Below are 25,355 nucleotides of genomic sequence, written 5' to 3'. Positions count from 1 at the left end.
TCAGGGGCCTGGTCAGGGACTACCGTAAGCGGCCATGGGAGCACAACGGGCCTCCGCCCAGCGCCTGTCCGCCGACACCCCGGACGGTTTCGGTGTCGCGGTGGTGCGTGAAGAGGGGCAGTGGCGCTGCGCCCCGATGGCCCGTAAGTCGCTGTTGAGCCTCTCGGCCGCGGAGACCGAGCTGCGTGAACTGCGCAGTTCCGGGGCGGTCTTCGGGCTGCTCGACGTCGACGACGAATTCTTCGTCATCGTCCGGCCCGCTCCGTCGGGGACGCGGTTGTTGCTCTCCGACGCCACCGCCGCGCTGGACTACGACATTGCCGCGGAAGTGCTCGACAAGTTGGATGCCGACATCGATCCGGAGGATCTCGAGGACTCGGATCCTTTCGAAGAGGGCGACTTAGGGCTGTTGTCCGACGTCGGGTTGCCCGAGGCGGTGCTGGGGGTAATCCTCGACGAGACCGATCTGTACGCCGACGAGCAGTTGGGCCGCATTGCCCGCGAGATGGGCTTCGCCGACCAGTTGTCCGCGGTGATCGACCGCCTCGGTCGGTGATCGCAAGCGCGGCGGAGCCGGGCGTGGCGGGTCGCCACCGCTGATGGAGCCGCGCGCGGCGGGTCGCCGCCATCAGAACCCGTCGGTGAGATCTGACGACGACCTGATCCGTTCCGCATTGTCGGTTGCCGCGACTGCGGGTCCCCGTGACGTGCCCATCGGGGCGGTGGTGATCGGCGCGGACGGAACCGAACTGGCCCGCGCGGTCAATGCGCGCGAGGCGCGGGGAGACCCGACGGCCCACGCCGAGATCTTGGCATTGCGCGCGGCGGCCGAGGTTCTCGGCGACGGGTGGCGCCTGGAAGGCGCCACGCTGGCGGTCACCGTGGAACCGTGCACCATGTGCGCGGGCGCGCTGGTGCTCTCGCGCGTCGCCCGGCTGGTGTTCGGCGCCTGGGAGCCCAAGACGGGGGCGGTCGGGTCGCTGTGGGACGTGGTCCGCGATCGGCGGCTCAACCACCGCCCGGAAGTGCGCGGTGGTGTGCTGGCGCAGGAGTGCGCTGCGCCACTGGAGGCCTTCTTCGCCCGCCAGCGATTGGGGTGACGGCCCTTCGGTTGGGTAAGCTGCTCGGCGGTGGCGTGTCCGAGCGGCCTAAGGAGCACGCCTCGAAAGCGTGTGACGGCTAAAACCGTCCGAGGGTTCAAATCCCTCCGCCACCGCCAAGACTGCACGAAAGCCCCAGTGGTTTAGCTGGACGCCGGCCGACCGCCGCGTGCGCGCATGTTTCGCACCGCGCGCGTGGGCCGGGAAGTCGCGGTTTAAAAATCACATTTTTGGGCAAACAGCGGCATGATCGCACGTCACAGCCCTCGTCTTGTGGCTTCCGCCGTGGCCGTCGTGTCGGGCGTTGCCGGTGGTGTCCTCGTATCCGCCATCCCTCCCGCCGGTGCGGATCCGTGTCCGGAGGTTCAGGTGGTGTTCGCCCGCGGCACCGACGATCCGCCCGGCCTCGGTCCGACCGGGCAGGCATTCGTCGACTCCCTGCACTCGCGCATCGGCGCAAAGTCGTTCGACGTCTATCCGGTCGATTACCCCGCCACCCATGACTGGACGAGCGCGGGGGAGGCCGGCGTCAGAGACGCCGGCGCACACGTCGTCACGATGGCGCACGACTGTCCCAACACGAAGATGGTGCTCGGCGGCTACTCCCAAGGTGCGGCCGTGATGGGCTTCGTCACCTCACCCGTCGTACCGAACGGGATCGATCCGGCGGCCGTGCCCAAACCGTTGGATCCGGAGGTGGCCAACCACATCTCCTCTGTCGTGCTCTTCGCCTTGCCCAACGAGAAGGCGATGAACTTCTTCGGCGAGCCGCCGGTCGTTATCGGCCCGCTCTATCAGGCCAAGACCATCCAGGTGTGCGCTGCCCAGGACCCGATCTGCTCTGAGGGCATGAATTTCGCCGCGCACGACACGTACTCCACCAACATGGCGGTGATCGACCAGGGTGCCGCCTTTGCGGCCGGTCGTCTTGGCGGAGGTCCTGAAGGCGGATCCATGTAAGCGGATGGTTGCGGCGATCTTTGTGATTGAACGCACGAATCGGGCCGTCGACGATTGGCGCTCGATGCTTGCCAACCACTAACTTCCCTGAGGTGAAGTTCTCAGCTGCTGGCGCAGTCGCGCGGTGGATCGCGCCTTTGCTCACGGTTGCGGCGGTCGCCGGCATGGGTCTACTCGGAGACCCGGTACAGGTTCGTCCCGCCCCGACGGTGCGCCTGGTTGCCGACGGCGACCCATTGGCCGGAGCGCCGTTCTATGTCAACCCGACGTCGGCCGCCATGCGCGCCGCGCAGAGTGCCGATCCGCCGAGCCCGGAGTTGACCACCATCGCCAACACACCGCAGGCGTACTGGATCGTCCCGGGCGGGTCGGCGGCAACGGTCGGGAAGTATGTCGGCGACGCGAATGCGGCCGGCGCCATCCCGATTCTGGCGATTTATGGCATCCCGCACCGCGACTGCGGCAGCTTCGCCGCCGGCGGCATGGGCTCGGCCGACGGCTACCGCTCGTGGATCGACGGCATCGCATCGGGCGTGGGCACTTCGCGGGTGGCGATCATCGTCGAACCCGATGCGCTCGCGATGGCCGATTGCCTATCGGGTGATCAGCGCCAGGAGCGCTTCGATTTGATTCGCTACGCCGTCGACACGCTGACCCGCGACCCGAACGCGGCCGTCTATGTCGACGCGGGTCACCTGCGCTGGCATACGGCCGACGACATGGCCGCCAGGCTCAACCAGGTGGGTGTCGGTCACGCGCGGGGCTTCAGCATCAACACCGCGAACTTCTTCACCACCGAGGACGAAATCGGTTACGGCGAGGCCATTTCGGGCCTCACGAATGGTTCGCACTACGTGATCGACACGTCGCGCAATGGAGCCGGACCGGCACCGGACTCCGACCTGAACTGGTGCAACCCCAGCGGCCGAGCACTCGGCACTCCGCCTACCGCGGCTACCGCGGGAGCGCACGCCGACGCCTACTTGTGGATCAAACGTCCGGGTGAATCCGACGGAACGTGCGGCAAAGGTGATCCACCGGCCGGCAACTTCGTGAACCAGTACGCCATCGATCTGGTTCACAACGTCGGCCACTAGGAGCGGCTCGAGCCTGACCCCGCGTCGGCCAGCGCCACGTCGCCGGCGTGGACGAATTTGCGATTCGCGCTCGTTCCCGGTTGACGATGGATAACATTTGGGTACCAAAAGCAGCACAACGAGCGCACGGCACGAGGCGTCATGGCCAAGAAAGTCGGGATCATCGCCGTCATCGCGATCTGTACTGCCTTCATTGCGGCCCCGGGGACAGTGTCCGGCTTCCTAGCGCGCGCAGACGATTCGGGAGCCGTGTTGTACGGCGGCATCAACCAGCTTCGTCAGGGATGCGCGGCCATCAATGATGACCCGCGTCTGGCCGAAGCGGCCCAGCGGCACGCCGACGACATGCTGCGCAGCGGGGTGAACGGACACATCGGCTCGGACGGCTCGTCGCCGCAAGCGCGGATCACGGATGCGGGCTATCGGAGCAGGTACTCGGGCGAGATCGTCTTCTGGGGCACGGGTTCCGCCGCGAATCCCAACAAGGCCCTCGACATGTGGATGCAAAGTCCCCCACACCGAGCGATCATCCTGAATTGCGGGTATAACGCGGGCGGCTTCGCCACCGCCTGGGACGGCAACAAAATGACCGCCGTCGGTGACTTCGCGGCCTCGTAAGCTGCTCTGCGCCAAGCTTTTTCACTACCTTTGACGGCGATTACACGTGAGGCAGCCAGCCGGACCCGTGCGGTGAGAGCACAAAGCCACGGCCCTGGGGGTCTTTGCACGCAGTGGTGCCCGCGTTGTCGACCCCGCAGATCACGCCGTCCACGGTGATGGAATGCAAGGGGGGCAGGGTCTTCAAAGGGTGCCCGTAGACCTGATTATTGGCGGCGATCGGGTCACCGGATTGTGCCAACCCAGAGGTGGTCCCGATCGCGTTCACCGCGCCGGTCCCGGTGGCCGGCGGGATAGCGGGAAAGTTATTGCCGGTGCACTGCGCCTCTCCGGAGAAAAAATCGCATGTGATGCCGTCCGGGGTAAGGAAATACACCGTGTTGAGCGGTGAGCGCCCCGTGTTGGGCAGCCCTATCGTGTAATCCGCGACGTTAACCGGTGCGTACCCGCTCATGTCCGGAAAAGCAGGCGTGTCGGCGCGCGCATTGCAGCTGGTCATCACGGCGCTGACTATCCCGGCAGCGACGGCGAGAGTCTTGCTGATCATCGTGATCCTATCGGCGGGCGGGTTAGTGGTTCGCATTAACCTGAAACTCCTGGGTGTTGTAGGGAGTGTTGGTCGTTGTGTTCCATTGACTGACAAAAAGATTCAGCTTATCCAGCGTTGATCCGGGAAGTATGAATCCACCGTAATTCTGGGGTACGAAGTTTGTTCCTTGCGGGTTACTCTGCTGCGCAACAACTGTCGGTCCAACGGTCAACACCTTCGTGGGGTCATTCGCCACTCGGACTTCGACGTTTCCACTGCCCTGGTTGAAACCCGAGAGCACCGCCTGGCCGCCGACTTCCCTGAAACTGAGTTCCCCGAAGGGGGTGCGGCTGATCGGTGCGGTGGCGACTTCGCCGGGCTGGCCCCACCCGCTTCCGTTCCAGGGTTGCCAGTATTGGCGCTCGGTGACGTGATTCGGATCGACGCGGTACATGGTCACGCCTCGGGATCGGTCGAACGAGTCGGCCGCGATGTACACCGTGCCGTCTTTGGCTTGAAAACCGCTGATCTGCGTAGGCTGGCTCGCCGCGCTGGTGCCCGGGTGGACGGCGTCGTTCGGATTGGGAGGGTTCGGTGTCCACGGACGCCACGATCCTGGGATCGGTTTCCATCCTTGGCCGGGATCGTTGGTCACCTTGACCAGCCATGTTCCGCCGGTGGGGTTCAGGTTGTTGGTCCCGGCGACCATCATGTACGTGGTGCCGTCACTCATGCGGATACTTCCGGCGGGCAGCGTGTCTGTCCCTTTTGCCTCCGGTGGCGGTGGGAACAAGACGTTTTGGCCGTCTTGGCCAGTCAGCGGCGCACCGAAATGCGGGCGGCCCTCGTCGTCGAAGGTGACCGGCACGGCCACCGACGGGTAGTGCTTGCCGTCGTAGGCCTTATCGCCGGTGAACGAATCCCCGAAGATTGCGTACAACTTTGCGGGCTGTCCGTTCTCCCCGGGCACCTCGACCACTTCGCCCAGGTCGGCCGCCCCGATCCCTGGGACGCCTGGGATACCGCCGGTTCCGGCGATCGGTCCCAGGTTTCGTGCCTCACCCGGCTTCAACGGACTTTCCATCCAGGTGTCGACGGTTGTCGGGGGGTTGTAACCGTCGGTGTGCAGAGCCTCCATCGATTTCCGCAACGTGTCCGAGTAGGCATTGCGAATTGAATTCATCTGCTTGACGGCATCGCGGACGTCGTCCACGGCCTGGGCGTGCGCAGCCTCCTTCAGCCTCTCCAGTTTGGCGCGTTCCGACGGGGAGAGGTCGAGGGTCAAGTCGTGTTTTATCGCGCCGATGAGCCTGTCGAGCCCCCGCAGCGAACTCTCCAGGGCGGCGATCTCCTGAGCGCCTTGCTTTTGCGCGTCGGCCAGCGCGGCGGCGATACCTTCCAACTCGGCGCCGATCTTCGGCAATTGCTCTGATTGCGCGCCAAGGGATTTGGTGACCCGCTGCACTTCCTCTGAGTCGTTGATCGGGTGTCCACCGTCCTGATGGTTCCAGGACGCGGCGAAGCGTTTCCGGGCTTCCTCGAAGGCGTGGTCGGCCTCGGCGGTGTGCCGACCCGCGCCATGAAAGGCCTCAGCCAGCTGTGAAATCTGGAACGGGCTGCCGGCCTGCAAGCTCTGGTTGATCGCCCACGGATCGCCGCCGGCCGACGCGATCAGCTCTGCTTCGCTCAGGTTTTCCCACGTCATTGTGCCGCCAGCAGCAGACAAACACCGACGAGCATCGCCGCCCCCTTCTGAGCTGGTACAACCCTACTACCGGAAGGTGTATGGCGGCGTGGTGTCGGTTGGCTTGACTGGGGTCACGGAGGACGCGACCTTTTCAGGTCTGGCTACCGGCCAGCTTTCGCACCGTCAGCGCTTCGATGTCTTGGAACGGCCGCCCCTCGGGCCGGATCAGGTCGTGGAACCACACCTTGGGCACCGAGGTGTAGGGGTGATCCCACGAGTCCCACGGGAAGTAGGTCTGGGTCTTGCCGGCCACCAGACCCCAGTTGATGGCACCGACGTTGTGGCGCTTGGCAACCGGCAGTATCGATTGGACGGTGCTGCCCTGGGGTCGCGCCATGTATTCCGTGCACAGGATCGGCCGGCCCAGCGGGGTGAGCTCGTTGATCCGGTTCTCGAACCCGGCGGGGCCCGCGTAGGAGTGAAAGGTGATCACGTCGGCGTTGGCGAGCTGAATGTCGCTGATCGCGCTGCGACCCTGCGGTTGTCCCCAATCCCCGCGCCACACACCACTTGTCAGCGGTTGGCTGGGCTCTACAGCGCGGGCCCAACGAAAGACCTGGGGGAGCAGGTTGGCGACCAGTTGCTCCTTATCGCTTCGTTCGACGCTGCGGTACTGGCGGGCGGGGTTGTCGGGTTCGTTCCACAGGTCCCAGCCCAAAACCCGGTCATCGTTGCGGAATTGGGTCATCACCGCCGTGACGTAGTCGTGCATGACCTGGACGTACCGTGGATCGCCGAGGCGTTCGGCGCCCGGGCTCTGCGCCCAGCCTGAGTTGTGCACGCCGGGCCTCGGCGCGCGCTGGCGTCCCGCGCGCGGTTGCGGATCCCAACAGGAGTCGAAGAAAACGAACAGCGGTTTGATGCGGTGGCGCGCCGCGATGTCGACGAATTGCCCAAGGCGCGTTTGAAAGCCGCGCTGATCGGCCGCCCAGAGCTGATCATGAAGGAACACCCGCGCGGTGTTGTGCCCGTAGAACTGCGCCCAGCCGAGCTCGGTATCGATGCGCCGTAGGTCGAAGGTGTCGGGCTGGAACATCTCGAACTGGTTGATGGCGTTCGCCGGGATGTAGTTAGCCCCAACGAGCCAGCCCTGCGCTTGATACCAGCGGTTGGCGCGCTCGGGTGACCACCGGCCCGCTTCCTCCGCCGTGGCCCGCGGCATCCGGGCGACTGCGGCGCCCGCGGCCAGCAACAGAGGGAGTTTCAGGGCCGTACGTCGTTGCACGATGTGACGATAAGTTTTCGGGGCGATTTCCCTGGGATTTGCTCAGCGCGTCGCGATGACTTCAGATGACGATCGTTACCGTGCCGTCACCGGCGTCGTCGAGCGATGGACCCGCGCGTCATCGTGACCAATCCGTGACCATCGGCAATCGGCGAGCCACACCGTCATGACTGCCGATGACGATAAAATGCTGCCCCGACCTATACCAAATGCGTTGTCCGGCAATCGATAAGGACGGCAAAGCGTCGGACGCCTAACGCAGCTTGCGACCGTGGTTGTCTTTGACGTTGCCGGTGAAGATCAAGATCGCGTCGACGATGGCCCAAACGATGCCGCCGAGCAGAACTGGCAGACCGACAAAACAGAACAGGCTGAAGAGAACTCCGAACAGGCCGAGGCACAACTGCGCCACCGCGATCTGAGTCGAGTCGATGTAGAAGCGGCCGACCCCGAACAAGCCGAAGAACAGCTGTAGCAAGCCGGCGGTTGTGGCGGACTTATCCGACAGCGGTAGCCCGGTAGTTTGATCGCGACCATAGGGCGCCTGCGGGTCGACATAACCCGGGTAGCCGGCGTATCCCGGATACGCCTGCGGGGGCCGATATCCCGGCGGCGGTGGGTGGTGCGGATTCGGCTGCGGCCCGTAACCCGGCGGCTGCCATCCCCAGGGTGGCTCACCGGGCGCATTCGGGGGTTGGTTCGGCGGTGTCGACATCGATTCGAGTTAACACGCCCGGTGGCCGGGCGTCCAAACCGGCGGGCGGCGCCATCCGGCATCGGAAACCAGTCAATGCAGTCGGTGGAATTGCTTCAAACTTCACGCCCAGGCGCGCAATACTGAACGGGTGCCCGATAGAAACGTGTTAGGCGGTCCGCTGGAACCGTGCGGCGCAGACCCGCTGACCGGCTTCTACCGCGACGGCTGTTGCTCGACCGGCCCTCAGGACCTCGGGCGGCACACCATCTGCGCGGTGATGACCGCCGAGTTTCTGGAGCATCAGCGTTCCATCGGCAACGACCTGTTGACCCCGGTTCCCGAGTATCGGTTCCCCGGCCTGCTGCCGGGTGACCGCTGGTGCGTGACCGCGCTGAACTGGCTACGGGCTCACCACGACGGTTGTGCCGCGCCGGTGGTGCTGGCGGCGACGCACGAGAGCACCCTCGAGGTGGTGCCGCTCGAGGCGCTGCAAGAGCACAAGATCGACGTTCCCGACGATCTGGCCAACCTATAGCGCGACCGCCGAGGTGGATGCACGATGCATCTTCACCGCGTCTAGCGTCTGAGTCAGATCACCCGACGCGTCGAAGAGGGGTCCCGGTGGGTTCTGCGGTGGACGACATCGACTTCGCCGACTTGACCGCGCCCCGGCTGACCGAGGTCCAGCGCCAGATCCTCGAGTTCACCGAAGCTCGGCCCGTCGACCTCGACATCGACCGGATGCTCGCCGAGGCCATCGCGCAGGCGGGCCTGACAACTGCAGCCGCCGACCTCGACGACACCGACGGCTTCGCCGACCGCCTGCGGGTGCACGTCGCGGCGATCGAGGCCGACGAAGGACTGCGCCGGCTCACCCGCGGATCGCTGCGCCAACGTATCGTGCGCCTGCTGCGCAACCGGTTGTCACTCACCGAGCTCGTCCAGCGCTATCCCGAGATCGAATCCATCCCGATCGAAAGGCCCTTCATTGTCGTCGGAATGCCGCGTTCGGGCACCACGCATCTGGTGAACCTCATCGCCGCCGACCCACGGCGGCGGGCCCTGCCGTATTGGGAGAGCCAGGATCCCATTCCCGCCCGCGGGCGGGGCCCCGACATCTTCGGCGTCGATCCCCGCTATACGCGTGCCAAGTCAGAACACGATGCGTTGATGGCGAGTGCGCCGGTGGTGGCCGCGATGCATGATCGGTTCCCCGAGGCGATCGAAGAGGAGGTGGAGCTTCTTGATCTCGATCTGGCCGCATACGTACTGGAATGGCATGCGCGAGTGCCCGACTGGCGCGATTACTATCTGGGTCTCGATCAAACCCGCCACTATGCCTACATGAAGAAGGTGCTGCAGGCGCTGACCTTTCTGCGCGGCCCGCGAACATGGGTGCTCAAGAGTCCACAGCACTGCGAGCAGCTCGGTCCGCTGCTGGCGACTTTCCCCGATGCGACAGTGGCTTTCACTCACCGCGACCCCGTTTCGGTGATCCAATCGACCATCACCATGATGGCGTACTCGGATCGGTTGCGCCGTAGCAGCATTGATCCGCAGTGGCTGTTGGACTATTGGAGCGACCGCGTGCACCGACTGCTCAGCGCATGCGTGCGTGACCGCGACCTGGTGGCACCCGAGAGCAGCATTGACATCGACTTCCATCAGTTGAACGGCAACGAAATGCCGGTGCTCGAGCGGCTTTACCAGCGCGCGGGCGTCGACTTACCGCCCAAGGTGCGACAGCGCTTTCAGCGGTACCTGGACGGCAATCCGCGCGCCAAACACGGCCGCATCCGTTACGAACTCGAGCGGCACTTTGGCACCTCCGCCGACGAACTCCGCGGCCGCTTCGGCTTCTACTTCGACAAGTTCGACGTCCGTCCCGAATAAAGGAGCCACCAGCGTGTCAGAACCTGTCTATCGGAGTAGGCCGGGCGCCGACGCGATGCGACCGGCTTCGGCCGAGAAGGCCGAAGAGATTGCACCGGGATTGTGGTGCTCGCCGGGCTTGTCCAACTCGTATCTGCTCACGACCACCGAGGGGCGGGTGATCGTCAACACCGGCATGGGCTTCGAGGGGCCGGTGCACCGGGCCAATTTCGATGCCGTGGACTCGTCACCGGTGCGCTACATCATCTTCACGCAGGGCCATGTGGATCATGTCGGTGGCCTGGACAGCGTACGGGATCCCGAGACAACCGTTGTGGCGCAGGCGAATTGGAAGTCCTGGCGAGACGACAACGATCGGCTGATCGCCTACCGGGCCAACCGCAGCGCCTTCGCCTTCAAAGACACCCTGGCCAGCGGCGTCCAGGCCATCCAGCGGCGCCTGGGCACCACACGGCTGGCCGGTCAGAGCGCGCCCGTCGTCGACATCGACTTCGAGGACACCCTCTGCTTGGAGGTCGGGGGCCGGCGGATGGAGCTGATTTCCGTGTCCGGCGGCGAAACCACCGACTCGCTGGTGGTCTGGCTTCCCGAGGAACGAATCTGTCTGTGTGGGAACACCTTCGGACCGCTGATCGGTCACATTCCCAATCTCGTCACCATGCGCGGCGACCGCTACCGCGACGCGTTGACGGCCATCGCATCGGTGGAGAGGGTCCGCGAGCTGCGGGCCGAGGTCCTGGTGACCGGTCACTTCGAGCCGGTCAGGGGTGCCGAGCGTATCGACGCCGAGTTGCAGCGGCTGCGCGACGCGCTCCAGTACATCCACGATGAGACTGTCGCGGGGATGAACGCCGGCAAAGACGTCCGCACCTTGATGCGCGAGATCGCCCTGCCCGCGGAATGCGAAGTGGGCCAGGGCTACGGCAAAGTCGCGTGGGATGTGCGGGCCGTCTGGGAGAACTACTCGGGCTGGTTCCACCACGAATCGACCACCGAGCTGTACCCCGTCGGATTCGATTCCGTCGCCGCCGACGTCGTCGAGCTCGCCGGCGCTGAAGCGCTGGTGGATCGAGCCCGGGCGCACCTGGCCGCCGATCGGGCGTTGCAGGCCATCCACCTTGCACAGCTCGTCCCCGCGGACCATCCGGGGGTCCGTGACGTGCTGCGGCAGGCTCATGAAAAACTGCTGGCCGGTAGCACGAACTTCTGGGAAACTGCCTGGCTCCGCAACCAGATAGCGAGGAACGCATGACGGCATTCGCGCTACGGCCCGAGGACTTCTACCACACCGGCATCATCGTGCCGGACCTCAGCGCGGCGATGTCACGGCTGACCGCGCTGGCCGGCTATCGCTGGATCGCCCCGGTGAGCTACACCTTGCCGTTTCGCACGACGGCCGGGACTCAAGAGGTGACGTCGACTTTCGCCTATTCGCTGCAGGCTCCGCACGTCGAACTGATCCAGGAGGTGCCCGGGACGGCGTGGACGGCGGCACCCGGCAACTCGATCCATCACCTCGGCTACTGGACCGACAACTTGGCCGAGAGCGCAAAGATGTTGGAGGACAACGGCTTCAGTTTCGAGGCGACTGCCGACACCGCTCCGCCGGATCTAGCGCTCTTCGCCTACTACCTCGATGCGGCGGGCACCCGCATCGAGATCGTCGACCGCGCACTGTTCCCGGACTTTCCGGCCTTCCTGCAGGCGGCGGCCGGGCCGAAAGTGTAGCGAGGCGGGCCAAAATGCCTTTGACGGTGCTGCGCTTCAACTTCGCCTCCCCGCAAGGTGATCCACGCACACAGGGCGAACTCTTGTCCGCGGCGCTCGAGCTCGCGCAATGGGGGGAGTCCCGCGGCATCACCTCCATCAGCGTCGACGAGCATCATGCGACAGGCCACGGGTGGAGTTGCAATCCGATCATGGCCGCGGCGATGTTCTTGGCCCGGACCTCGAGGCTGATCGCCAGCGTCGATTGCGCGCTGGGCCCGCTGTGGAACCCGGTGCGGCTCGCCGAGGATATCGCGCTGGTCGACAACATGAGCCGCGGCCGCCTGCACACGACCGTGGGACTCGGATATCGCGCGATTGAATACGACGAGCTTGGCGTGGATTTCAGCCAGCGCGGCAAGCTGATGGACGCCCTGGTCGAACGGATGTTGGCCATTTGGGCCGGCACCGGCACCTGGTCACGCCCGCATCCGCCGCTGTACGTCGGTGGCGGCGCCCGCGCCACTGCGCGCCGTGCGGCACGGTTCCGGCTGCCGCTCAGTCTGGCGGACCATCTGCCCGACATCGCCGATTACTACCGCGAGCTGTGCGCCGAGGCCGGCATGTCGCCATTCATCCTCATGCCGGGACCGGTCAACCGCGGAATGATCTACCTGCACGAGGATCCGGATCGGGCTTGGGCGGAGCTGGGCGAGCATATCCTCTGGGAGGCAGTCACTTACGGTCGATGGTCGACCGATCAGCGTTCGCTCATGCACTTGCCCGGTGTCCAGACCCTGGACCAGGTCCGGGCATCGGGACGATACCGTTTCCTCACCCCCGATCAGCTGATCGCGGAGGTGCGCGCCGCGCAGAATTACGGCCCGGTCGTCATGCACCCCTTGGTCGGCGGCATGCCGGTCGACGAAGCGTGGAAGTCGGTGCAGTTGCTGACGGACCGAGTCTTGCCCGCACTGATTTGAACGCGTCCTGCTCGAGCCGCTCGTCGCCGTTGCCGGCGGGGGCCTGCGGTCCCCGACACTTAAACCATGCATACGACACGCCGAAAGGCGTAGCCCTGGTTTAAGTCTCGTGGTTGCGTGTCGGAAGGCCTAGCGGCGTTGCTCGAGCCAATCGGCCAGCGAGCGGCCGGCGTCGAGCACGTGTCGTTCCGCGATGATGCGGGCCCGCTCGGCGTCTTTGTCACCGAGCGCGTCCAGCAACTCTTGGTGTTCGTCGAGTGAGTGCTTCTCGTGCTCGGGGAACAAGGTGAGGAAATTGCTCGGCACCACCCGGACGGCCTGCTTGATCTGGGTCAACAGCCGCGGCGAATGCGCGGCACGGTGAATCATCTGGTGGAAATGCCAGTTGGCCTCGCCGATGCTGTCGTCGCCGGACCGCGCGACGACGTCGGCCGCGAGTTCGCGGAGCGTAGCGAGCTCCTGCGGCTCGATCCGCCCGGCAGCCCACGCCGCGGCCTGCCCGGTCAACACCCCGAGAATGGTGAAGCTGTCCAGCACGTCGTCCGGGCTGATGCCGAGCACCGTCACACCGCTGCGCGGCGCGACTTGGACGAGCCCCTCGAAGGACAGCTCCAGCAGCGCCTCTCGCACCGGCGTGCGGCTGGTCGCGAATTCCTCGGTGATGGCGTCGAGGTCGACCCGTGATCCAGCGGCCAGGGTGCCGGTGAGAATCCGGTCGCGCAGCTCGCGCGCGGCGCGTTCGCGGACAGTTCCGGAAATGTCGATGCCTGCCACCTGCGCAGAATACCAAACGCAACGTTTGATATCTGAAATATCAGATGTTACGTTTCAAGAATGCGCACCGACAAAATGGCCCTCGTCGCCTTCATGCAGGCCGGCAGCACTTCCGTCTACGCGGGCTCGTGGCGGCACCCCGCAACCGAGCACGGATACCTCGACGCCTCCTACTACGCCAAAATCGGCCGGCAGCTCGAAGAGGGCTGCTTCGACCTGATGTTCTTCGACGATCGCCTGGCGATGCCGGGGGTCTACGGCGGATCGGTGGACGAAGCGGTGCGCTACGGCGCCCGGCCGGTCAAGCTCGACCTCAGCGTGATCCTCGGGGTGCTCGCGCAAGCCACCTCGAAGATCGGGCTGGGCGCCACCTACTCGACGACCTATTACCAGCCGTTCCACGTCGCAAGGACATTCGCCTCGCTGGATCACCTTTCGGGCGGCCGGGCCGCCTGGAACGTGGTCACCTCGGTCAACGACAGCGAAGCGCAGAACTTCGGCGTCGACGCCCACCTCGGCCACGACGAACGTTACGATCGCGCCGACGAATTCATGGACGTCGTCACCGGCTTGTGGGACACCTGGGAAGACGACGCCATCCTGCACGACCGGGCGTCCGGGTGCTACGCGAATCCCGCGAAGGTGCACGAGCTCGGGCACATCGGCGAGTTCTTCTCCGCGCGCGGCCCGTTGACGGTGCCGCGCACACCGCAGGGCCGACCGGTCATCATTCAGGCCGGATCGTCGGGCCGGGGCCGCGAATTCGCCTCGCGGTGGGCGGAATTGATCTTCACCGGCGATCCGGGCATCGACGTCGCGCGCGGCCACTACGCGGATCAGAAGGACCGCATTGCCGACTCAGGCCGCGATCCCGCCACAGTCCGCATCTGCCCCATGGCCTACGCCGTCGTCGGCGAGTCGGAAGTCCACGCCAAGGAGCGTGAGGCCATGCTCCTCGATGATCTGGTCCATCCCATGGCATCGCTGACCCTCTTGTCGGAGTTGATGAATTACGACTTCGCGCGGCACGATCTCGACGATCCTGTCACCGACGAACTGCTCGCCTCGGTCTCCGGCATCCGCGGGCTGGTGCAGAACCTGCGTACCCACATCGGTGGGGATACGGTCACGTTGCGCGACCTTGCCAATCATCGCGCGACCCTGCTGCAGGGACCGCGTTTCGTCGGCACCGGCCAGCAGGTCGCCGACCAGATGGCGCACTGGTTCGAAACCGGTGCCTGCGACGGATTCGTTTTAGCGGCAACGCATCTGCCCGGTGCATTCGAAGACGTGGTGCGGTTGGTGGTTCCGGAGCTGCAACGCCGGGGCCTGTTCCGCACCGAGTACGAATCGTCGACCTTGCGGGAACACCTCGGGCTGCAACGCCCGTCGAACACGAGGGTTGCCGCCGGTGCCAATGCTTGACGGGCTGCGGGTTCTCGACGTGGCCACCCTGGCCGCCGCGCCGTTGGTGGCCACTTATCTGGGCGAGTTCGGCGCCGACGTGATCAAGGTTGAGCAACCGAGGCAAGGCGACCCGATCCGCGGGTGGGGCAATCAGCGCGACGGGGTCGGGTTGATGTGGAAGTCGTTGTCGCGCAACAAGCGGGCGATCACGCTGGACCTGCGCTGCGCCGAAGGCCAGGCGCTGGTGCGCCGCCTGGTGGAGCACGCGGACGTCGTCATCTTCAACACCCGTCCGCAGACGCTGCGTAAGTGGGGCCTGGACTACGAGAACCTGCGGGCGGTCAACGACAGGATCGTGATGCTGCACATCACGGGTTACGGGTTGACCGGACCCAAGAGCGAGCGCCCGGGGTTCGGCACGCTGGGGGAGGCGATGAGCGGATTCGCGCACATCACCGGCCAGGCCGGCGGCCCACCCACGCTGCCGCCCTTCATGTTGGCCGACGGCGTCGCCTCACTGAATGCCGCTTACGCGGTGATGATGGCGCTGTATCACCGCGACGTGCACGGCGGACCGGGACAGCTGATCGACGTCAACCTCATCGACCCGCTCGCCCGGCTGCTGGAACAAACGCTGCTGGGGTACGACCAGTTGGGCCTGGTGCCCGAGCGCTCCGGTAATCGGTGGGATATTTCGGCGCCCCGCAACACCTATCGCACCGTCGACGACAAGTGGCTGGCCATGTCGGGAAGCTCACCGGCCCTGGCGCTGCGCGTGTTCCGGGCGATAGGGCGAGACGATCTGGTGAGCGACCCCGACTTCTGCGACCCGCAGCGGCGCCTCGCGCGGGCGCGCGAGGTCGACGCCGTGGTGGCCGATTGGGTTGCGGTGAAGACACTTTCGGAGGCGATGGAGGTCTTTGACGCCCACGAGGTGGCCGCGGCCCCGGTCTACGGCGTCAACGACCTGATCGCCGACGAGCAGCTGGCGCATCGCGAAGTGTTCATCTCCGTCGACGACGCAGAGCTCGGGGCGATGACGGTGCAGGCGCCGGTCCCGCGTTTCTCGTCGGCGTCCGGCACGGTCGGCCATCTCGGCCCCCGCCTCGGCGAGCACAACGCCGAAGTCTACGGCGAGCTACTCGGCCTGACTCCCAACGACATCGACGACCTGCGCGCCCGCGGCGTGCTGTGAGAAGAAGGAAACTCCACCAGTGACCGATCTGCTCCGTCGCTCCGAACTCGCGGTGCCCGCGAGCAACGACAACATGTTCGACAAGGGCGCCCGGTGCGGCGCCGACCTGGTGTTCCTCGACCTCGAGGACGCGGTTCCGGTGGCGTTCAAGGAAAAGTCGCGCGCCAAGGCGATCGCCGCGCTCAACGACATCGACTGGGGCCGCACCGCCCGCGCCATCCGGATCAACGGCCTGGACACCCAGTGGTGTCACGACGACGTCGTCGACGTGGTGACCAAGGCCGGCCAGAACCTCGACACGATCATCATCCCGAAGGCCCGCCGGGCCCGCGACGTGTGGTGGGTGGACGTGCTGCTCACCCAGCTGGAAGCGAAACTCGGCCTGGATCACCGCATTCGGCTCGAAGTTCTCATCGAGGAGGTGGAGGGCCTGGCCAACGCCGAAGAGATCGCGGCGGCCAGCCCACGCCTGGACGCCCTGATCTTCGGTGTGGGCGATTTCTCGTTGTCCCAGGGCGCCCGGGTGGACACCAACTTCGCGCCGCTCGGTGAATACCCCGGCGAATTCTGGGCTTACGCGCGCAACAAGGTGATCGTGGCCGCGCGCATCGCCGGCATCGACGCGATCGACGCGCCGTATCCCGACTACCGTGACCTTGCGGGCTACGCGCGCGACGCGCGACGCGCGTCGTTGCTGGGCTACACCGGCAAGTGGGCCATCCACCCCGACCAGGTTCCCGTCGCCAACGAGGTCTATGCGCCGACGGCCGACGAAATCGCCAGGGCGCAAGGCAATGTCGCTGCCTACCGCGAAGCCGAGGCCAAGGGCCGCGGCGCGGTCGGCGTAAACGGCGTCCTCGTGGACGCCGCGCACGTGAAGCAGGCGGAGCAGACGCTGGCGCGAGCGGCCCTGATCAACGGCCCTAGTTAGTCGATTACCATCAACAGGTCGCCACCCTCCACCTGTGCGGTCTGCGAGACCGCGATGCGTGCGACCTTCCCGGCCTTCGGGGTGGTGACGGCGGCCTCCATCTTCATCGCCTCGATGGTCGCGATCGTTTGGCCGGCTTCGACTTCCTCGCCGACGTCGGCCGTCACGGTCACGACGCCGGCAAAGGGCGCTGCGACGTGATCCGGGTTGGCACGATCGGCCTTCTCGGCGGCCGGTACGTCCGAGGCGATGCTGCGATCACGCACCACGACGGGCCGTAGCTGACCGTTGAGGATGCACATCACGGTGCGCATGCCGCGTTCGTCGGCATCCGAGACGGCCTCCAGGCCGATCAGCAGCTCGACACCGCGCTCCAGCTCGACCCGGTGTTCATCCCCGTGTCGCAATCCGTAGAAGAACTGGTTGGCGCTCAGGCCAGAGGTGTCCCCGTACTGTTCGCGATGGTCCTCGAGTTCCTTGGTGGGCCCGGGGAACAGGAGCCGGTTCAGCGCCGCCTGCCGCGCGACGCCCGGGGTCGCCAACGCCTTCTCGTCGTCAGCCGACAGCGCCTGCTCGGGCCTGGCCGGACCGCGCCCCGCTAAAGCCTTGGTGCGCAACGGCTCGGGCCACCCGCCCGGTGGGTCACCGAGTTCTCCGCGCAGGAAACCGATCACGGAATCCGGGATGTCGTACCGTGCGGGATCGTCGGCGAAATCTTGCGCGCTCACGCCCGCGCCCACCAGCGCCAGCGCCAGGTCGCCGACGACCTTGCTCGAGGGGGTGACCTTGACCAGGTGTCCGAGGATGGCATCGGCTCCGGCGTAGGCGTTTTCGATGTCCTCGAACCGGTCACCGAGCCCCAGCGCAATGGCCTGCTGGCGCAGGTTCGACAGCTGGCCGCCCGGAATCTCGTGGTGATAGACGCGTCCCGTCGGGGCGGGGAGCCCGGATTCAAAGGGCGCGTACACCTTTCGAAGTGCCTCCCAATACGGCTCCAGGTCGCACACCGCCGGCAGCGACAGCCCGGTGTCGTAGGCGGTGTTGGCCGCGGCGGCCACGATCGACGACAGCGCGGGCTGGCTGGTGGTGCCCGCGAGCGGGGCCGCGGCGCCGTCGACGGCGTCGGCCCCCGCCTGCCAGGCCGCCACATAGGTCGCCAGCTGCCCACCCGGGGTGTCGTGGGTATGCACGTGCACCGGCAGGTCGAATCGGGACTTGAGCGCCGAGACCAGCGTCGTCGCCGCCGGCGCGCGCAGCAGGCCGGCCATGTCCTTGATCGCCAGCACGTGCGCACCCGCGTCGACGATCTGTTCGGCCAGTTTCAGGTAATAGTCGAGCGTGTACAGCTTTTCGGCCGGATCGCTGAGATCCCCGGTGTAGGACATCGCGACCTCGGCCACCGCCGCACCGGTTTCCCGCACTGCGTCGATGGCGGGTCGCATCGAGTCGACGTTGTTCAGCGCATCGAAGATCCGGAAGATGTCGATGCCCGTCGCCGTCGCTTCTTCGACGAACGCCGTCGTGACCGTCTCCGGATACGGCGTGTAACCAACGGTGTTGCGCCCGCGCAGCAGCATCTGCAGGCAGATGTTGGGCAACGCCTCGCGTAGCGTTGCCAGCCGGTCCCACGGGTCTTCCTTCAGGAACCGCAGCGCCACATCGTAAGTCGCGCCTCCCCAGCATTCGATCGACAGCAGTTGCGGTGTGGTCCGGGCGATGTAGGGCGCGACCTTGATCAGGCCGCTGGTGCGGACCCGGGTGGCGAGCAGGGATTGGTGCGCGTCGCGGAAGGTGGTATCGGTGACGCCCACGCCGCGCGACTCGCGTAACCAGGCCGCAAAGCGCTCCGGCCCGAGCTCGGCCAACCGCTGCTTGGAGCCGGCCGGGGGCTCGACCGAAAGGTCGATGTCGGGCAGCTTGTCGTGTGGGTACACCGCGGATGGACGCTCACCGTGTGGCTTGTTGACGGTCACGTCGGCCAGGTAGTTGAGAATCTTGGTGCCGCGGTCGGCGGAGCTGCGGGCGGTCAGCAGCTGCGGGCGCTCCTCGATGAACGACGTCGTGATTCGGCCGGCCTGAAAGTCCGGGTCATCCAGGACCGCTTGCAGGAACGGGATATTCGTCGAGACGCCCCGGATCCGGAACTCCGCGACCGCCCGTCGCGCCCGGCGCACCGCGGTCGCGAAGTCGCGGCCCCGGCACGTGAGCTTGATCAGCATCGAGTCGAAGTGGGCGCTGATGTCGGCGCCGAGCGTCGTGCCGCCGTCCAACCGGATGCCCGCGCCGCCCGGGGTGCGGTAGGCGGTGATCCGGCCGGTGTCCGGGCGGAAACCGTTCGCCGGATCCTCGGTGGTGATCCGGCACTGCAGCGCCGCGCCGTGTGGAACGACCGAATCCTGGCTCAAACCAATGTCTTCCAGGCTCTGCCCGCCGGCGATCCGCAGCTGCGCCGACACCAGGTCGACATCGGTGATCTCCTCGGTGACCGTGTGCTCCACCTGGATGCGGGGATTCATCTCGATGAACACGTGATTGCCGCGTTCATCGAGCAGGAATTCCACGGTGCCGGCACACGTATAGCCGATGTTGCGTGCGAAAGCCACCGCGTCCGCGCAGATCTGTTGGCGCAGTTCAGGGTCGAGGTTGGGTGCCGGCGCTATCTCGACGACCTTCTGGTGCCGGCGCTGCACGCTGCAGTCCCGCTCGTAGAGGTGCATGACGTTGCCCTGGGTGTCGGCCAGGATCTGCACCTCGATGTGGCGCGGATTGATCACCGCCTGCTCCAGAAACACCGAGGCATCCCCGAACGCGGACTCGGCTTCTCGGCTGGCCGCCTCGATCGCCTCCGGCAGCGACGAGGCGTCGATCACCCGGCGCATCCCGCGTCCGCCGCCGCCGGCGACCGCCTTGACGAACAACGGAAACGTCATCGTCTCGGCGGCCGCCAGTAACTCATCCACCGACGTCGAGGGTGCCGAGGAAGCCAGCACCGGAAGGCCTGCCTCCCGCGCCGCCGCGATCGCCCGCGACTTGTTGCCCGTCAGCTCGAGCACCTCCGCGCTCGGACCGACGAAGGTGATTCCCGCCGCCGCGCACGCCGCCGCCAAGTCGGGATTCTCCGACAAGAAGCCGTAGCCGGGGTAAATCGCATCCGCCCCGCACGCCTGTGCCGTTGCGACGATGTCGTCGACCGACAGGTAAGCGCGGACCGGGTGGCCCTCGTCACCGATCTGGTAGGACTCGTCGGCCTTCAGCCGGTGCACGGAATTGCGGTCCTCGTAGGGGTAGACGGCGACCGTGCCGATCTCCAGCTCGTAGGCAGCGCGGAACGCGCGGATCGCGATCTCCCCGCGATTGGCGACAAGTACCTTCGCAAACACGGTCTTTACGATAGAGCGCGTTGCGCAGGTCCGACATACTCGCTCAGCGGACGGATCAACGCGTTGGACGCGGTCTGCTCCATGATGTGCGCCGTCCAGCCGGTAATGCGGCTCATCACGAAGATCGGCGTGAAGATGCCGATGTCGAAGCCCATCAGGTAGTAGGCCGGCCCGGTCGGGAAGTCCAGGTTGGGCTTGATGCCGTTGACCTCGGCCATGCCCGCCTCCAGAATTTCGTAGATGTCGAGCCACTTCTGCCCGCCGCGCGCCGCGGCGACCCGGTTGAGGGCCTCCTTCATGGTGGGCACCCGCGAGTCACCGTTTTTGTACACCCGGTGACCGAAGCCCATGATCTTGTCTTTGCGATCCAGCTTGCCCTGCAGCCATTCTGCGGCCTTGTCGGCGGTGCCGATGTCGAGCATGTCGCGCATGACGGCCTCGTTGGCGCCCCCGTGCAGCGGGCCCTTGAGCGCGCCGATAGCCGCGGTGACCGCACTGTAGATATCGGACTGAGTGGACGTCACCACCCGGGCGGCGAAGGTCGACGCGTTGAAGCTGTGCTCGGCGTAGAGGATCATCGACTGCTCGAAGGCGTCCACCACCACCTGCTCGGGCACATCACCGAAGCACATGTGCAGGAAGTTCTGCGCGTAGTTCATGTGGCTGTGCGGGGCGATGGGGTCCAGGCCGCGCCGGCGGCGCATGTCGGCGGCGACGATGGTGGGCAGTGCCGCGAACATCCGCATCGCCTTGGCATGGTTGGCCGTCGGGCTGCTGTCGTCCTCGTCCGGGTCCTCGGCACCCATCGAACTGATGAAGGTGCGCACCACGTCCATCGGGTGGCAGGTCTCGGGCAACTTGGCCAACAGCGACAGCTGGGATCGGTTCAGCCGGCGCGACGCGCGTTCTCGCTGGGAGAACAGCGCGAGCTGTTGGTCGTCGGGAAGCTCGCCGTGCCATAGCAAGTAGGCGACCTGCTCAAAGCTGCACTTCGCCGCCAGGTCCTGCACCGCGTAGCCACGATAGGTCAGGGAGTTGGTCTCCGGGACGACCTTGGAGATGGCGGTGGTGTCGACGACGACACCGGCCAGGCCCTTGTAGATGCGGGGTTGGCTGTCTTCGACGGCGCTCATCGCACGGCTCCTTGCGCGAAGTTGTAGATATCGGAATCGAATCGGTTGTAATCGGCGTAGCGCAGCAGCTCGTAAAGGCGGCTGCGGTGTTGCATGCGGGCTACGAGTCCGGATTGCGTTCCCGCGTCGGCGATCTCACGAAGGCCGGCCTCGACGGCGTGCATCGCCAACCGCAGCGTGGTCACGGGGTAGATCACCACGTTGTAGCCGAGGTCGGACAGCTGCCGGGCGCTCAGGAGCTCCGACTTGCCGAACTCGGTCATGTTGGCCAGCAATGGCGTGTCCACCGCGGCGCGGAACTGGGCGAATTCCGCTGGGGTGCGCAGCGCTTCGGTGAAGATCAGGTCGGCGCCCGCATCGGCATAGGCCTTGGCTCGGTCGATCGCCGCGGGGATTCCTTCGATCCCAACGGCGTCGGTGCGAGCGCAGATGATGAAATTCGGGTCCCGCCGCGCGGCGACGGCGGCCGTCAGGCGTTTGATCATCTCGTCTGTCGGCACCACGGCCTTGCCGTCGAGATGCCCGCACCGCTTCGGGTTTTCCTGATCCTCCAAATGGCAACCGGCCAGCCCGGCGTCCTCCAGCACGGTCACGGTGCGCGCCGCGTTCATCGGCTCACCGAAGCCGGTGTCGGCATCGATCAGGGTGGGCAGGTCGGTGACGGAGGCGATCTGTGCGCCGCGGGCGCTGACTTCGGTCAGGGTGGTCAAGCCGATGTCGGGCAGACCGAGGTCGGCCGACAGCGCCGCCCCCGACACGTACACCCCGTCGAACCCGAGCTCGGCAATCTGCTTGGCCACCAGCGGTGAGAAGGCTCCTGGGAACCGTTGCAGGCGGCCGGCTTTCAACGCGGCACGGAAGCGCGCCCGTTTCGTCGCCGCCGGGAGGGCGCCACAGATCGGCCCGCTCATCAGAAGATTCCCCGAGAGATTTTGGGCGCGTTGTCCAGCACCACCGGATCGACCGTGATGTTGAGCGCGGCCAACGCGCTCGCCTGCAGGTCCGGCAGGGCCTCGGCCGCTGAGAGGAACCGCTGCTGCTCGGTGTCGCTGACGATGCCCTCGGCCAGTTCTTTGAACTTTCCGATGTACTGCTTGCGGCCGAACGGCCGGGCCCCCAGCGGGTGTGCGTCGGGGACGGCGATCTCGTCGACGATGACCTCACCGTTTTTCAGGGTGACTTCGGCGCGCGCGCCGAACGCCTTCTCCGCGGGATCGGTGGAGTGGTAGCGCCGCGTCCATTCGGGATCCTCGATCGTCGAGACCGTGCGCCACAGCTCGATGGTGTCGGGCCGGTGGGCTCGCTGCGGCGCGTAAGACCTTTCGTGATGCCAGGTTCCGTCCTGCAGCGCGACCGCGAAGATGTACATCACCGAATGGTCCAGCGTCTCGCGGGAGGCATCCGGGTCGAACTTCTGCGGGTCACCCGCTCCGGTGCCGATCACGTAGTGGGTGTGATGGCTGGTGTGCAGCACGATCGTCGCGACCTGCTCCAGATCGCCGATACTCTCGCGCATCCGGCGGGCGAGGTCGATCAGCGCCTGACTCTGGTATTCGGCGGAGTGCTCCTTGGTGTAGCTGTCCAGGATCGCGCGCTTCGGCTCACCGGGTTCGGGGAGCGGGACCCGATAGGTGTGGTCGGGCCCCGAGAGCAGCCATGCGATCACCCCGTCCTCGCCCTCCCAGATGGGGGCGGGCGCAGCCTCGCCGCGCATGGCGCGGTCGACGGCTTCGATGGCGACCTTGCCGGCCCAGGCCGGCGCGTAGGCCTTCCAACTGGAGATCAGGCCCTTGCGTGACTGCCGGGTGGACGTGGTCAAGTGCAGTGCCTGACCGATGGCCTGGTAGACGGTCTCCTTGTCGAGACGCAGCATGGCGCCCAGGCCCGCGGCCACCGACGGGCCCAAATGAGCGACGTGATCGATCTTGTGCTCGTGCAAGCAGATTCCCTTGGCCAGATCGATCTGGACCTCGTAGCCGGTGGCGATGCCGCGGATCAGGTCGGCTCCGCTGATCCCGAGGTGCTGGGCCACCGCGACCAGCGGGGGGATGTTGTCGCCCGGGTGGGAGTACTCGGCGGCCAGGAAGGTGTCGTGGAAGTCCAGTTCGCGCACGGCGACTCCGTTGGCCCAGGCCGCCCACTCCGGTGAGTAGTCGCCCTCGATCCCGAAGACTTTGGCGCCCTTGGACGGGTGCGCCCGCGCCTGGGCGCGGGCGGCGGCCACTGGGCGACGGGTGATCGACGCGGCTGATACCGCGGCGTTGTCGATGATCCGGTTGATCACCATCGCCTCGGTATCCGCGGGCACGGCGACCGGGTCGGCCGCGACCTCGGCCAACTTCCAGGCCAGGTGCTCCTCGCGGGGGAAGTCGTCGGCGCTGCGCCGGGTTCGAACGTCGTGAATCCGCATAACTCGCACCATACGCAGACGCGGCTACCGGGGTAAATGCCCTGTAAAAGCGTAATCATGTGTCCTTGACCGCGACGTTTTGCGAATCTTGCGTAAAGGCGGGGCGTACTGTGTGGCGGGTGGCGAAGACGTTCGCCGGCGCACGGTTACGGCGTTTGCGCGAGGAGCAGGGGTTGACCCAGGTGGCGCTGGCGCGCGTCGTGGGGTTGTCGACCAGCTACGTCAATCAACTGGAAAACGATCAGCGTCCGATCACCGTCCCGGTCCTGCTCACCCTCACCGATCGGTTCGACTTACCCGCGCATTACTTCGCGCCGGAGTCGGACGCTCGCTTGGTGTCGGACCTGCGTGAAGTCCTTGCCGATGCGTCTGCCACGCCCGCGCAAGTCGAGGAGCTCGTCGCCCGCATGCCCGCGGTCGGCCAGACGCTGGTCAATCTGCACCGGCGGCTGCACGACACCACCGCCGACCTCGAAGCGCTGCACAGTCGCGCCAATGTCGACATGTCGGGAATGGCCCAGCAGCCAATGCCTTTCGAAGAGGTCCGCGACTTCTTCTACGACCGCAAGAACTACATCGGCGAACTGGACACCGCCGCGGAAGACATGTTCAACGAAAACGGTTTGCGCATCGGCGGTCTCGACGGCCAGCTCGCGGAGCTGCTCGCCGCCAGGCTGGGCGTCACGGTGGTGATCGACGACGGTCAAACGTTGGATCCCAACTCCAAGCGCCTGTTTGCGCCCGATTCGAAGACCGTGTATTTGGCCAGGTGGCTTCATCCCGGCCAGCGGGCCTTTCAGCTCGCCACCCAGATCGCTCTGCTCACCCAGGAGAGATTGATTACCGGGATCATCGCCGGCGACGATCAGCTCAGTGACGATGCGCGCGGCGTGGCCCGCATCGGTCTGGCCAACTATTTCGCCGGCGCGCTGCTGTTGCCCTATCAGAGATTCCTCGATGCCGCCGAAAGTGTCCGCTACGACATCGACCAGCTGGCAAGACGATTCGAGGTGGGATTCGAAACCGTCTGCCACCGGCTGTCCACCCTGCAACGCCCCAGCGCCCGCGGTGTGCCGTTCATCTTCGTTCGTACCGACAGCGCGGGGAACATCTCAAAACGCCAATCCGCCACGGCATTTCACTTTTCCCGCGTCGGCGGAAACTGCCCTCTGTGGGTGGTGCATCACGCGTTTTCCCGGCCTGGGCAGTTCCTGACGCAAGTCGCACAGATGCCCGATGAGCGGACGTATTTCTGGATCGCCAGGACGACGACGAGCGAGCCGAGCCGTTATCTCGGTCCGGACAAGACCTTCGCCATCGGACTGGGCTGCGACGTCGCCCATGCCGAGAACCTCATCTACTCCGTCGGAATCGATCCGACCAACGCCGAATCGATCGTGCCGATCGGCGCGGGCTGCAAGATATGCGACCGGCCCGCGTGTCCGCAGCGAGCTTTCCCCTATCTCGGTCGCCCGGTGCATGTCGACCCGCACAGCAGCACGGATCTTCCCTATCCGCCGGAGATTACGGCCTGAGGGCGGCCAGATCGGGACGCCCGCCGCCGCCTAG

General features: G+C 66.0%; 23 protein-coding genes and 1 tRNA gene. 15 read left to right on the top strand and 9 right to left on the bottom strand.

The genetic code is table 11. From position 1 onward, the window contains the following. Window positions 1-34 precede the first annotated feature (34 nt). From AC5Y30_RS06135 to AC5Y30_RS06110, 6 genes are all read left to right on the top strand, one after another. Window positions 35-556, top strand: a complete 522-nt coding sequence (locus AC5Y30_RS06135; protein WP_499917213.1) for a tRNA adenosine deaminase-associated protein — start codon at window positions 35-37, stop codon at window positions 554-556. An 85-nt stretch (window positions 557-641) separates the two neighbouring features. Next, window positions 642-1,100, top strand: a complete 459-nt coding sequence (locus AC5Y30_RS06130; protein WP_499917212.1) for a nucleoside deaminase — start codon at window positions 642-644, stop codon at window positions 1,098-1,100. A gap of 29 nt (window positions 1,101-1,129) precedes the next feature. Beyond that, window positions 1,130-1,219, top strand: a tRNA-Ser gene (locus tag AC5Y30_RS06125). Between the two features lie 127 nt (window positions 1,220-1,346). Next, window positions 1,347-2,060 carry a cutinase family protein gene (locus AC5Y30_RS06120; protein ID WP_499917211.1) on the top strand — a complete coding sequence of 238 codons (714 nt, stop codon included), beginning with the start codon at window positions 1,347-1,349 and terminating at the stop codon, window positions 2,058-2,060. 92 nt (window positions 2,061-2,152) lie between these two features. Further along, the gene (locus AC5Y30_RS06115) at window positions 2,153-3,157 is read left to right on the top strand and encodes a glycoside hydrolase family 6 protein (protein ID WP_499917210.1); all 1,005 of its coding nucleotides are present in this window, start codon (window positions 2,153-2,155) and stop codon (window positions 3,155-3,157) included. A 141-nt stretch (window positions 3,158-3,298) separates the two neighbouring features. Continuing rightward, a complete protein-coding gene (locus AC5Y30_RS06110) occupies window positions 3,299-3,775 on the top strand; it encodes a CAP domain-containing protein (RefSeq protein WP_499917209.1) in 477 nt (158 codons plus the stop codon). Between the two features lie 40 nt (window positions 3,776-3,815). On the opposite strand, the gene AC5Y30_RS06105 is transcribed toward AC5Y30_RS06110, so the two are convergent. The 4 genes from AC5Y30_RS06105 to AC5Y30_RS06090 form a co-directional block, all read right to left on the bottom strand. Next, window positions 3,816-4,229, bottom strand: a complete 414-nt coding sequence (locus AC5Y30_RS06105) for a hypothetical protein (protein ID WP_499917652.1) — start codon at window positions 4,227-4,229, stop codon at window positions 3,816-3,818. A 115-nt stretch (window positions 4,230-4,344) separates the two neighbouring features. After that, a complete protein-coding gene (locus AC5Y30_RS06100; protein WP_499917208.1) occupies window positions 4,345-6,009 on the bottom strand; it encodes a putative alpha/beta hydrolase in 1,665 nt (554 codons plus the stop codon). Window positions 6,010-6,142: 133 nt separating this feature from the next. Then, complete coding sequence (locus AC5Y30_RS06095) at window positions 6,143-7,276, bottom strand: cellulase family glycosylhydrolase (RefSeq protein WP_499917207.1); 1,134 nt, start codon at window positions 7,274-7,276, stop codon at window positions 6,143-6,145. A gap of 253 nt (window positions 7,277-7,529) precedes the next feature. Further along, complete coding sequence (locus AC5Y30_RS06090) at window positions 7,530-7,991, bottom strand: TM2 domain-containing protein (RefSeq protein ID WP_499917206.1); 462 nt, start codon at window positions 7,989-7,991, stop codon at window positions 7,530-7,532. 130 nt (window positions 7,992-8,121) lie between these two features. On the opposite strand from AC5Y30_RS06090, the gene AC5Y30_RS06085 reads away from it, so the two are divergent. The 5 genes from AC5Y30_RS06085 to AC5Y30_RS06065 all read left to right on the top strand — a co-directional run bounded on the left by AC5Y30_RS06085 (window position 8,122) and on the right by AC5Y30_RS06065 (window position 12,556). After that, window positions 8,122-8,508 carry a DUF2237 family protein gene (locus AC5Y30_RS06085; RefSeq protein ID WP_499917205.1) on the top strand — a complete coding sequence of 129 codons (387 nt, stop codon included), beginning with the start codon at window positions 8,122-8,124 and terminating at the stop codon, window positions 8,506-8,508. A gap of 86 nt (window positions 8,509-8,594) precedes the next feature. Beyond that, the gene (locus AC5Y30_RS06080; RefSeq protein WP_499917204.1) at window positions 8,595-9,866 is read left to right on the top strand and encodes a sulfotransferase family protein; all 1,272 of its coding nucleotides are present in this window, start codon (window positions 8,595-8,597) and stop codon (window positions 9,864-9,866) included. A gap of 13 nt (window positions 9,867-9,879) precedes the next feature. Continuing rightward, window positions 9,880-11,118 (top strand): MBL fold metallo-hydrolase, encoded by a 1,239-nt coding sequence (locus AC5Y30_RS06075; protein ID WP_499917203.1) that lies wholly within the window; start codon window positions 9,880-9,882, stop codon window positions 11,116-11,118. Then, entirely contained in the window at window positions 11,115-11,594 is a 480-nt protein-coding gene (locus AC5Y30_RS06070; RefSeq protein WP_499917202.1) for a VOC family protein, read from the top strand. Before AC5Y30_RS06075 ends, AC5Y30_RS06070 begins: the two co-directional genes overlap by 4 nt. 14 nt (window positions 11,595-11,608) lie before the next feature. After that, window positions 11,609-12,556, top strand: coding sequence for an LLM class flavin-dependent oxidoreductase (locus tag AC5Y30_RS06065; RefSeq protein ID WP_499917201.1), 948 nt, complete (start codon window positions 11,609-11,611; stop codon window positions 12,554-12,556). 129 nt (window positions 12,557-12,685) lie between these two features. Here AC5Y30_RS06065 and AC5Y30_RS06060 read toward each other — a convergent pair whose 3' ends face one another. Then, complete coding sequence (locus AC5Y30_RS06060; protein WP_499917200.1) at window positions 12,686-13,330, bottom strand: GntR family transcriptional regulator; 645 nt, start codon at window positions 13,328-13,330, stop codon at window positions 12,686-12,688. Between the two features lie 60 nt (window positions 13,331-13,390). On the opposite strand from AC5Y30_RS06060, the gene AC5Y30_RS06055 reads away from it, so the two are divergent. Genes AC5Y30_RS06055 through AC5Y30_RS06045 form a run of 3 tightly spaced genes read left to right on the top strand, consistent with a single transcriptional unit; the run spans window position 13,391 to window position 16,863 of the window. Next, window positions 13,391-14,755: an LLM class flavin-dependent oxidoreductase gene (locus tag AC5Y30_RS06055; RefSeq protein WP_499917199.1), complete on the top strand. Its 1,365-nt coding sequence runs from the start codon at window positions 13,391-13,393 to the stop codon at window positions 14,753-14,755. Further along, complete coding sequence (locus tag AC5Y30_RS06050) at window positions 14,748-15,932, top strand: CaiB/BaiF CoA transferase family protein (RefSeq protein ID WP_499917651.1); 1,185 nt, start codon at window positions 14,748-14,750, stop codon at window positions 15,930-15,932. Before AC5Y30_RS06055 ends, AC5Y30_RS06050 begins: the two co-directional genes overlap by 8 nt. 19 nt (window positions 15,933-15,951) lie before the next feature. Beyond that, window positions 15,952-16,863 (top strand): HpcH/HpaI aldolase/citrate lyase family protein, encoded by a 912-nt coding sequence (locus tag AC5Y30_RS06045; protein ID WP_499917198.1) that lies wholly within the window; start codon window positions 15,952-15,954, stop codon window positions 16,861-16,863. Here AC5Y30_RS06045 and AC5Y30_RS06040 read toward each other — a convergent pair. From AC5Y30_RS06040 to prpD, 4 genes are read right to left on the bottom strand one after another with little or no spacing between them, the layout of a single operon-like run. Beyond that, entirely contained in the window at window positions 16,860-20,243 is a 3,384-nt protein-coding gene (locus tag AC5Y30_RS06040; RefSeq protein ID WP_499917197.1) for a pyruvate carboxylase, read from the bottom strand. The two genes, AC5Y30_RS06045 and AC5Y30_RS06040, sit on opposite strands and share 4 nt — an antisense overlap. A gap of 5 nt (window positions 20,244-20,248) precedes the next feature. Beyond that, window positions 20,249-21,376 (bottom strand): bifunctional 2-methylcitrate synthase/citrate synthase, encoded by a 1,128-nt coding sequence (locus AC5Y30_RS06035; protein ID WP_499917196.1) that lies wholly within the window; start codon window positions 21,374-21,376, stop codon window positions 20,249-20,251. Continuing rightward, window positions 21,373-22,287 (bottom strand): methylisocitrate lyase, encoded by a 915-nt coding sequence (prpB, locus tag AC5Y30_RS06030; RefSeq protein ID WP_499917195.1) that lies wholly within the window; start codon window positions 22,285-22,287, stop codon window positions 21,373-21,375. The genes AC5Y30_RS06035 and prpB overlap by 4 nt, the downstream gene beginning before the upstream one ends. Next, on the bottom strand, window positions 22,287-23,786 hold the full coding sequence (gene prpD, locus AC5Y30_RS06025; protein WP_499917194.1) for a 2-methylcitrate dehydratase PrpD: 1,500 nt from the start codon (window positions 23,784-23,786) through the stop codon (window positions 22,287-22,289). The genes prpB and prpD overlap by 1 nt, the downstream gene beginning before the upstream one ends. A gap of 110 nt (window positions 23,787-23,896) precedes the next feature. On the opposite strand from prpD, the gene AC5Y30_RS06020 reads away from it, so the two are divergent. After that, complete coding sequence (locus AC5Y30_RS06020) at window positions 23,897-25,321, top strand: short-chain fatty acyl-CoA regulator family protein (RefSeq protein WP_499917193.1); 1,425 nt, start codon at window positions 23,897-23,899, stop codon at window positions 25,319-25,321. The last annotated feature ends 34 nt before the right edge of the window (window positions 25,322-25,355 follow it).

Source organism: Mycobacterium sp. NGS27 (assembly GCF_059813005.1).
This window is presented reverse-complemented; position numbering and strand designations above follow the sequence as displayed.

Excerpts from the sequence above, each read along its gene's own strand:
- AC5Y30_RS06135 (WP_499917213.1), top strand. The coding sequence starts at position 35 with ATGGGAGCACAACGGGCCTCCGCCCAGCGCCTGTCCGCCGACACCCCG.
- AC5Y30_RS06120 (WP_499917211.1), top strand. The coding sequence starts at position 1,347 with ATGATCGCACGTCACAGCCCTCGTCTTGTGGCTTCCGCCGTGGCCGTC.
- AC5Y30_RS06110 (WP_499917209.1), top strand. The coding sequence starts at position 3,299 with ATGGCCAAGAAAGTCGGGATCATCGCCGTCATCGCGATCTGTACTGCC.
- AC5Y30_RS06105 (WP_499917652.1), bottom strand. The coding sequence starts at position 4,229 with ATGAGCGGGTACGCACCGGTTAACGTCGCGGATTACACGATAGGGCTG.
- AC5Y30_RS06100 (WP_499917208.1), bottom strand. The coding sequence starts at position 6,009 with ATGACGTGGGAAAACCTGAGCGAAGCAGAGCTGATCGCGTCGGCCGGC.
- AC5Y30_RS06090 (WP_499917206.1), bottom strand. The coding sequence starts at position 7,991 with ATGTCGACACCGCCGAACCAACCCCCGAATGCGCCCGGTGAGCCACCC.
- AC5Y30_RS06070 (WP_499917202.1), top strand. The coding sequence starts at position 11,115 with ATGACGGCATTCGCGCTACGGCCCGAGGACTTCTACCACACCGGCATC.
- AC5Y30_RS06065 (WP_499917201.1), top strand. The coding sequence starts at position 11,609 with ATGCCTTTGACGGTGCTGCGCTTCAACTTCGCCTCCCCGCAAGGTGAT.
- AC5Y30_RS06055 (WP_499917199.1), top strand. The coding sequence starts at position 13,391 with ATGCGCACCGACAAAATGGCCCTCGTCGCCTTCATGCAGGCCGGCAGC.
- AC5Y30_RS06050 (WP_499917651.1), top strand. The coding sequence starts at position 14,748 with ATGCTTGACGGGCTGCGGGTTCTCGACGTGGCCACCCTGGCCGCCGCG.
- AC5Y30_RS06035 (WP_499917196.1), bottom strand. The coding sequence starts at position 21,376 with ATGAGCGCCGTCGAAGACAGCCAACCCCGCATCTACAAGGGCCTGGCC.
- prpB (WP_499917195.1), bottom strand. The coding sequence starts at position 22,287 with ATGAGCGGGCCGATCTGTGGCGCCCTCCCGGCGGCGACGAAACGGGCG.
- prpD (WP_499917194.1), bottom strand. The coding sequence starts at position 23,786 with ATGCGGATTCACGACGTTCGAACCCGGCGCAGCGCCGACGACTTCCCC.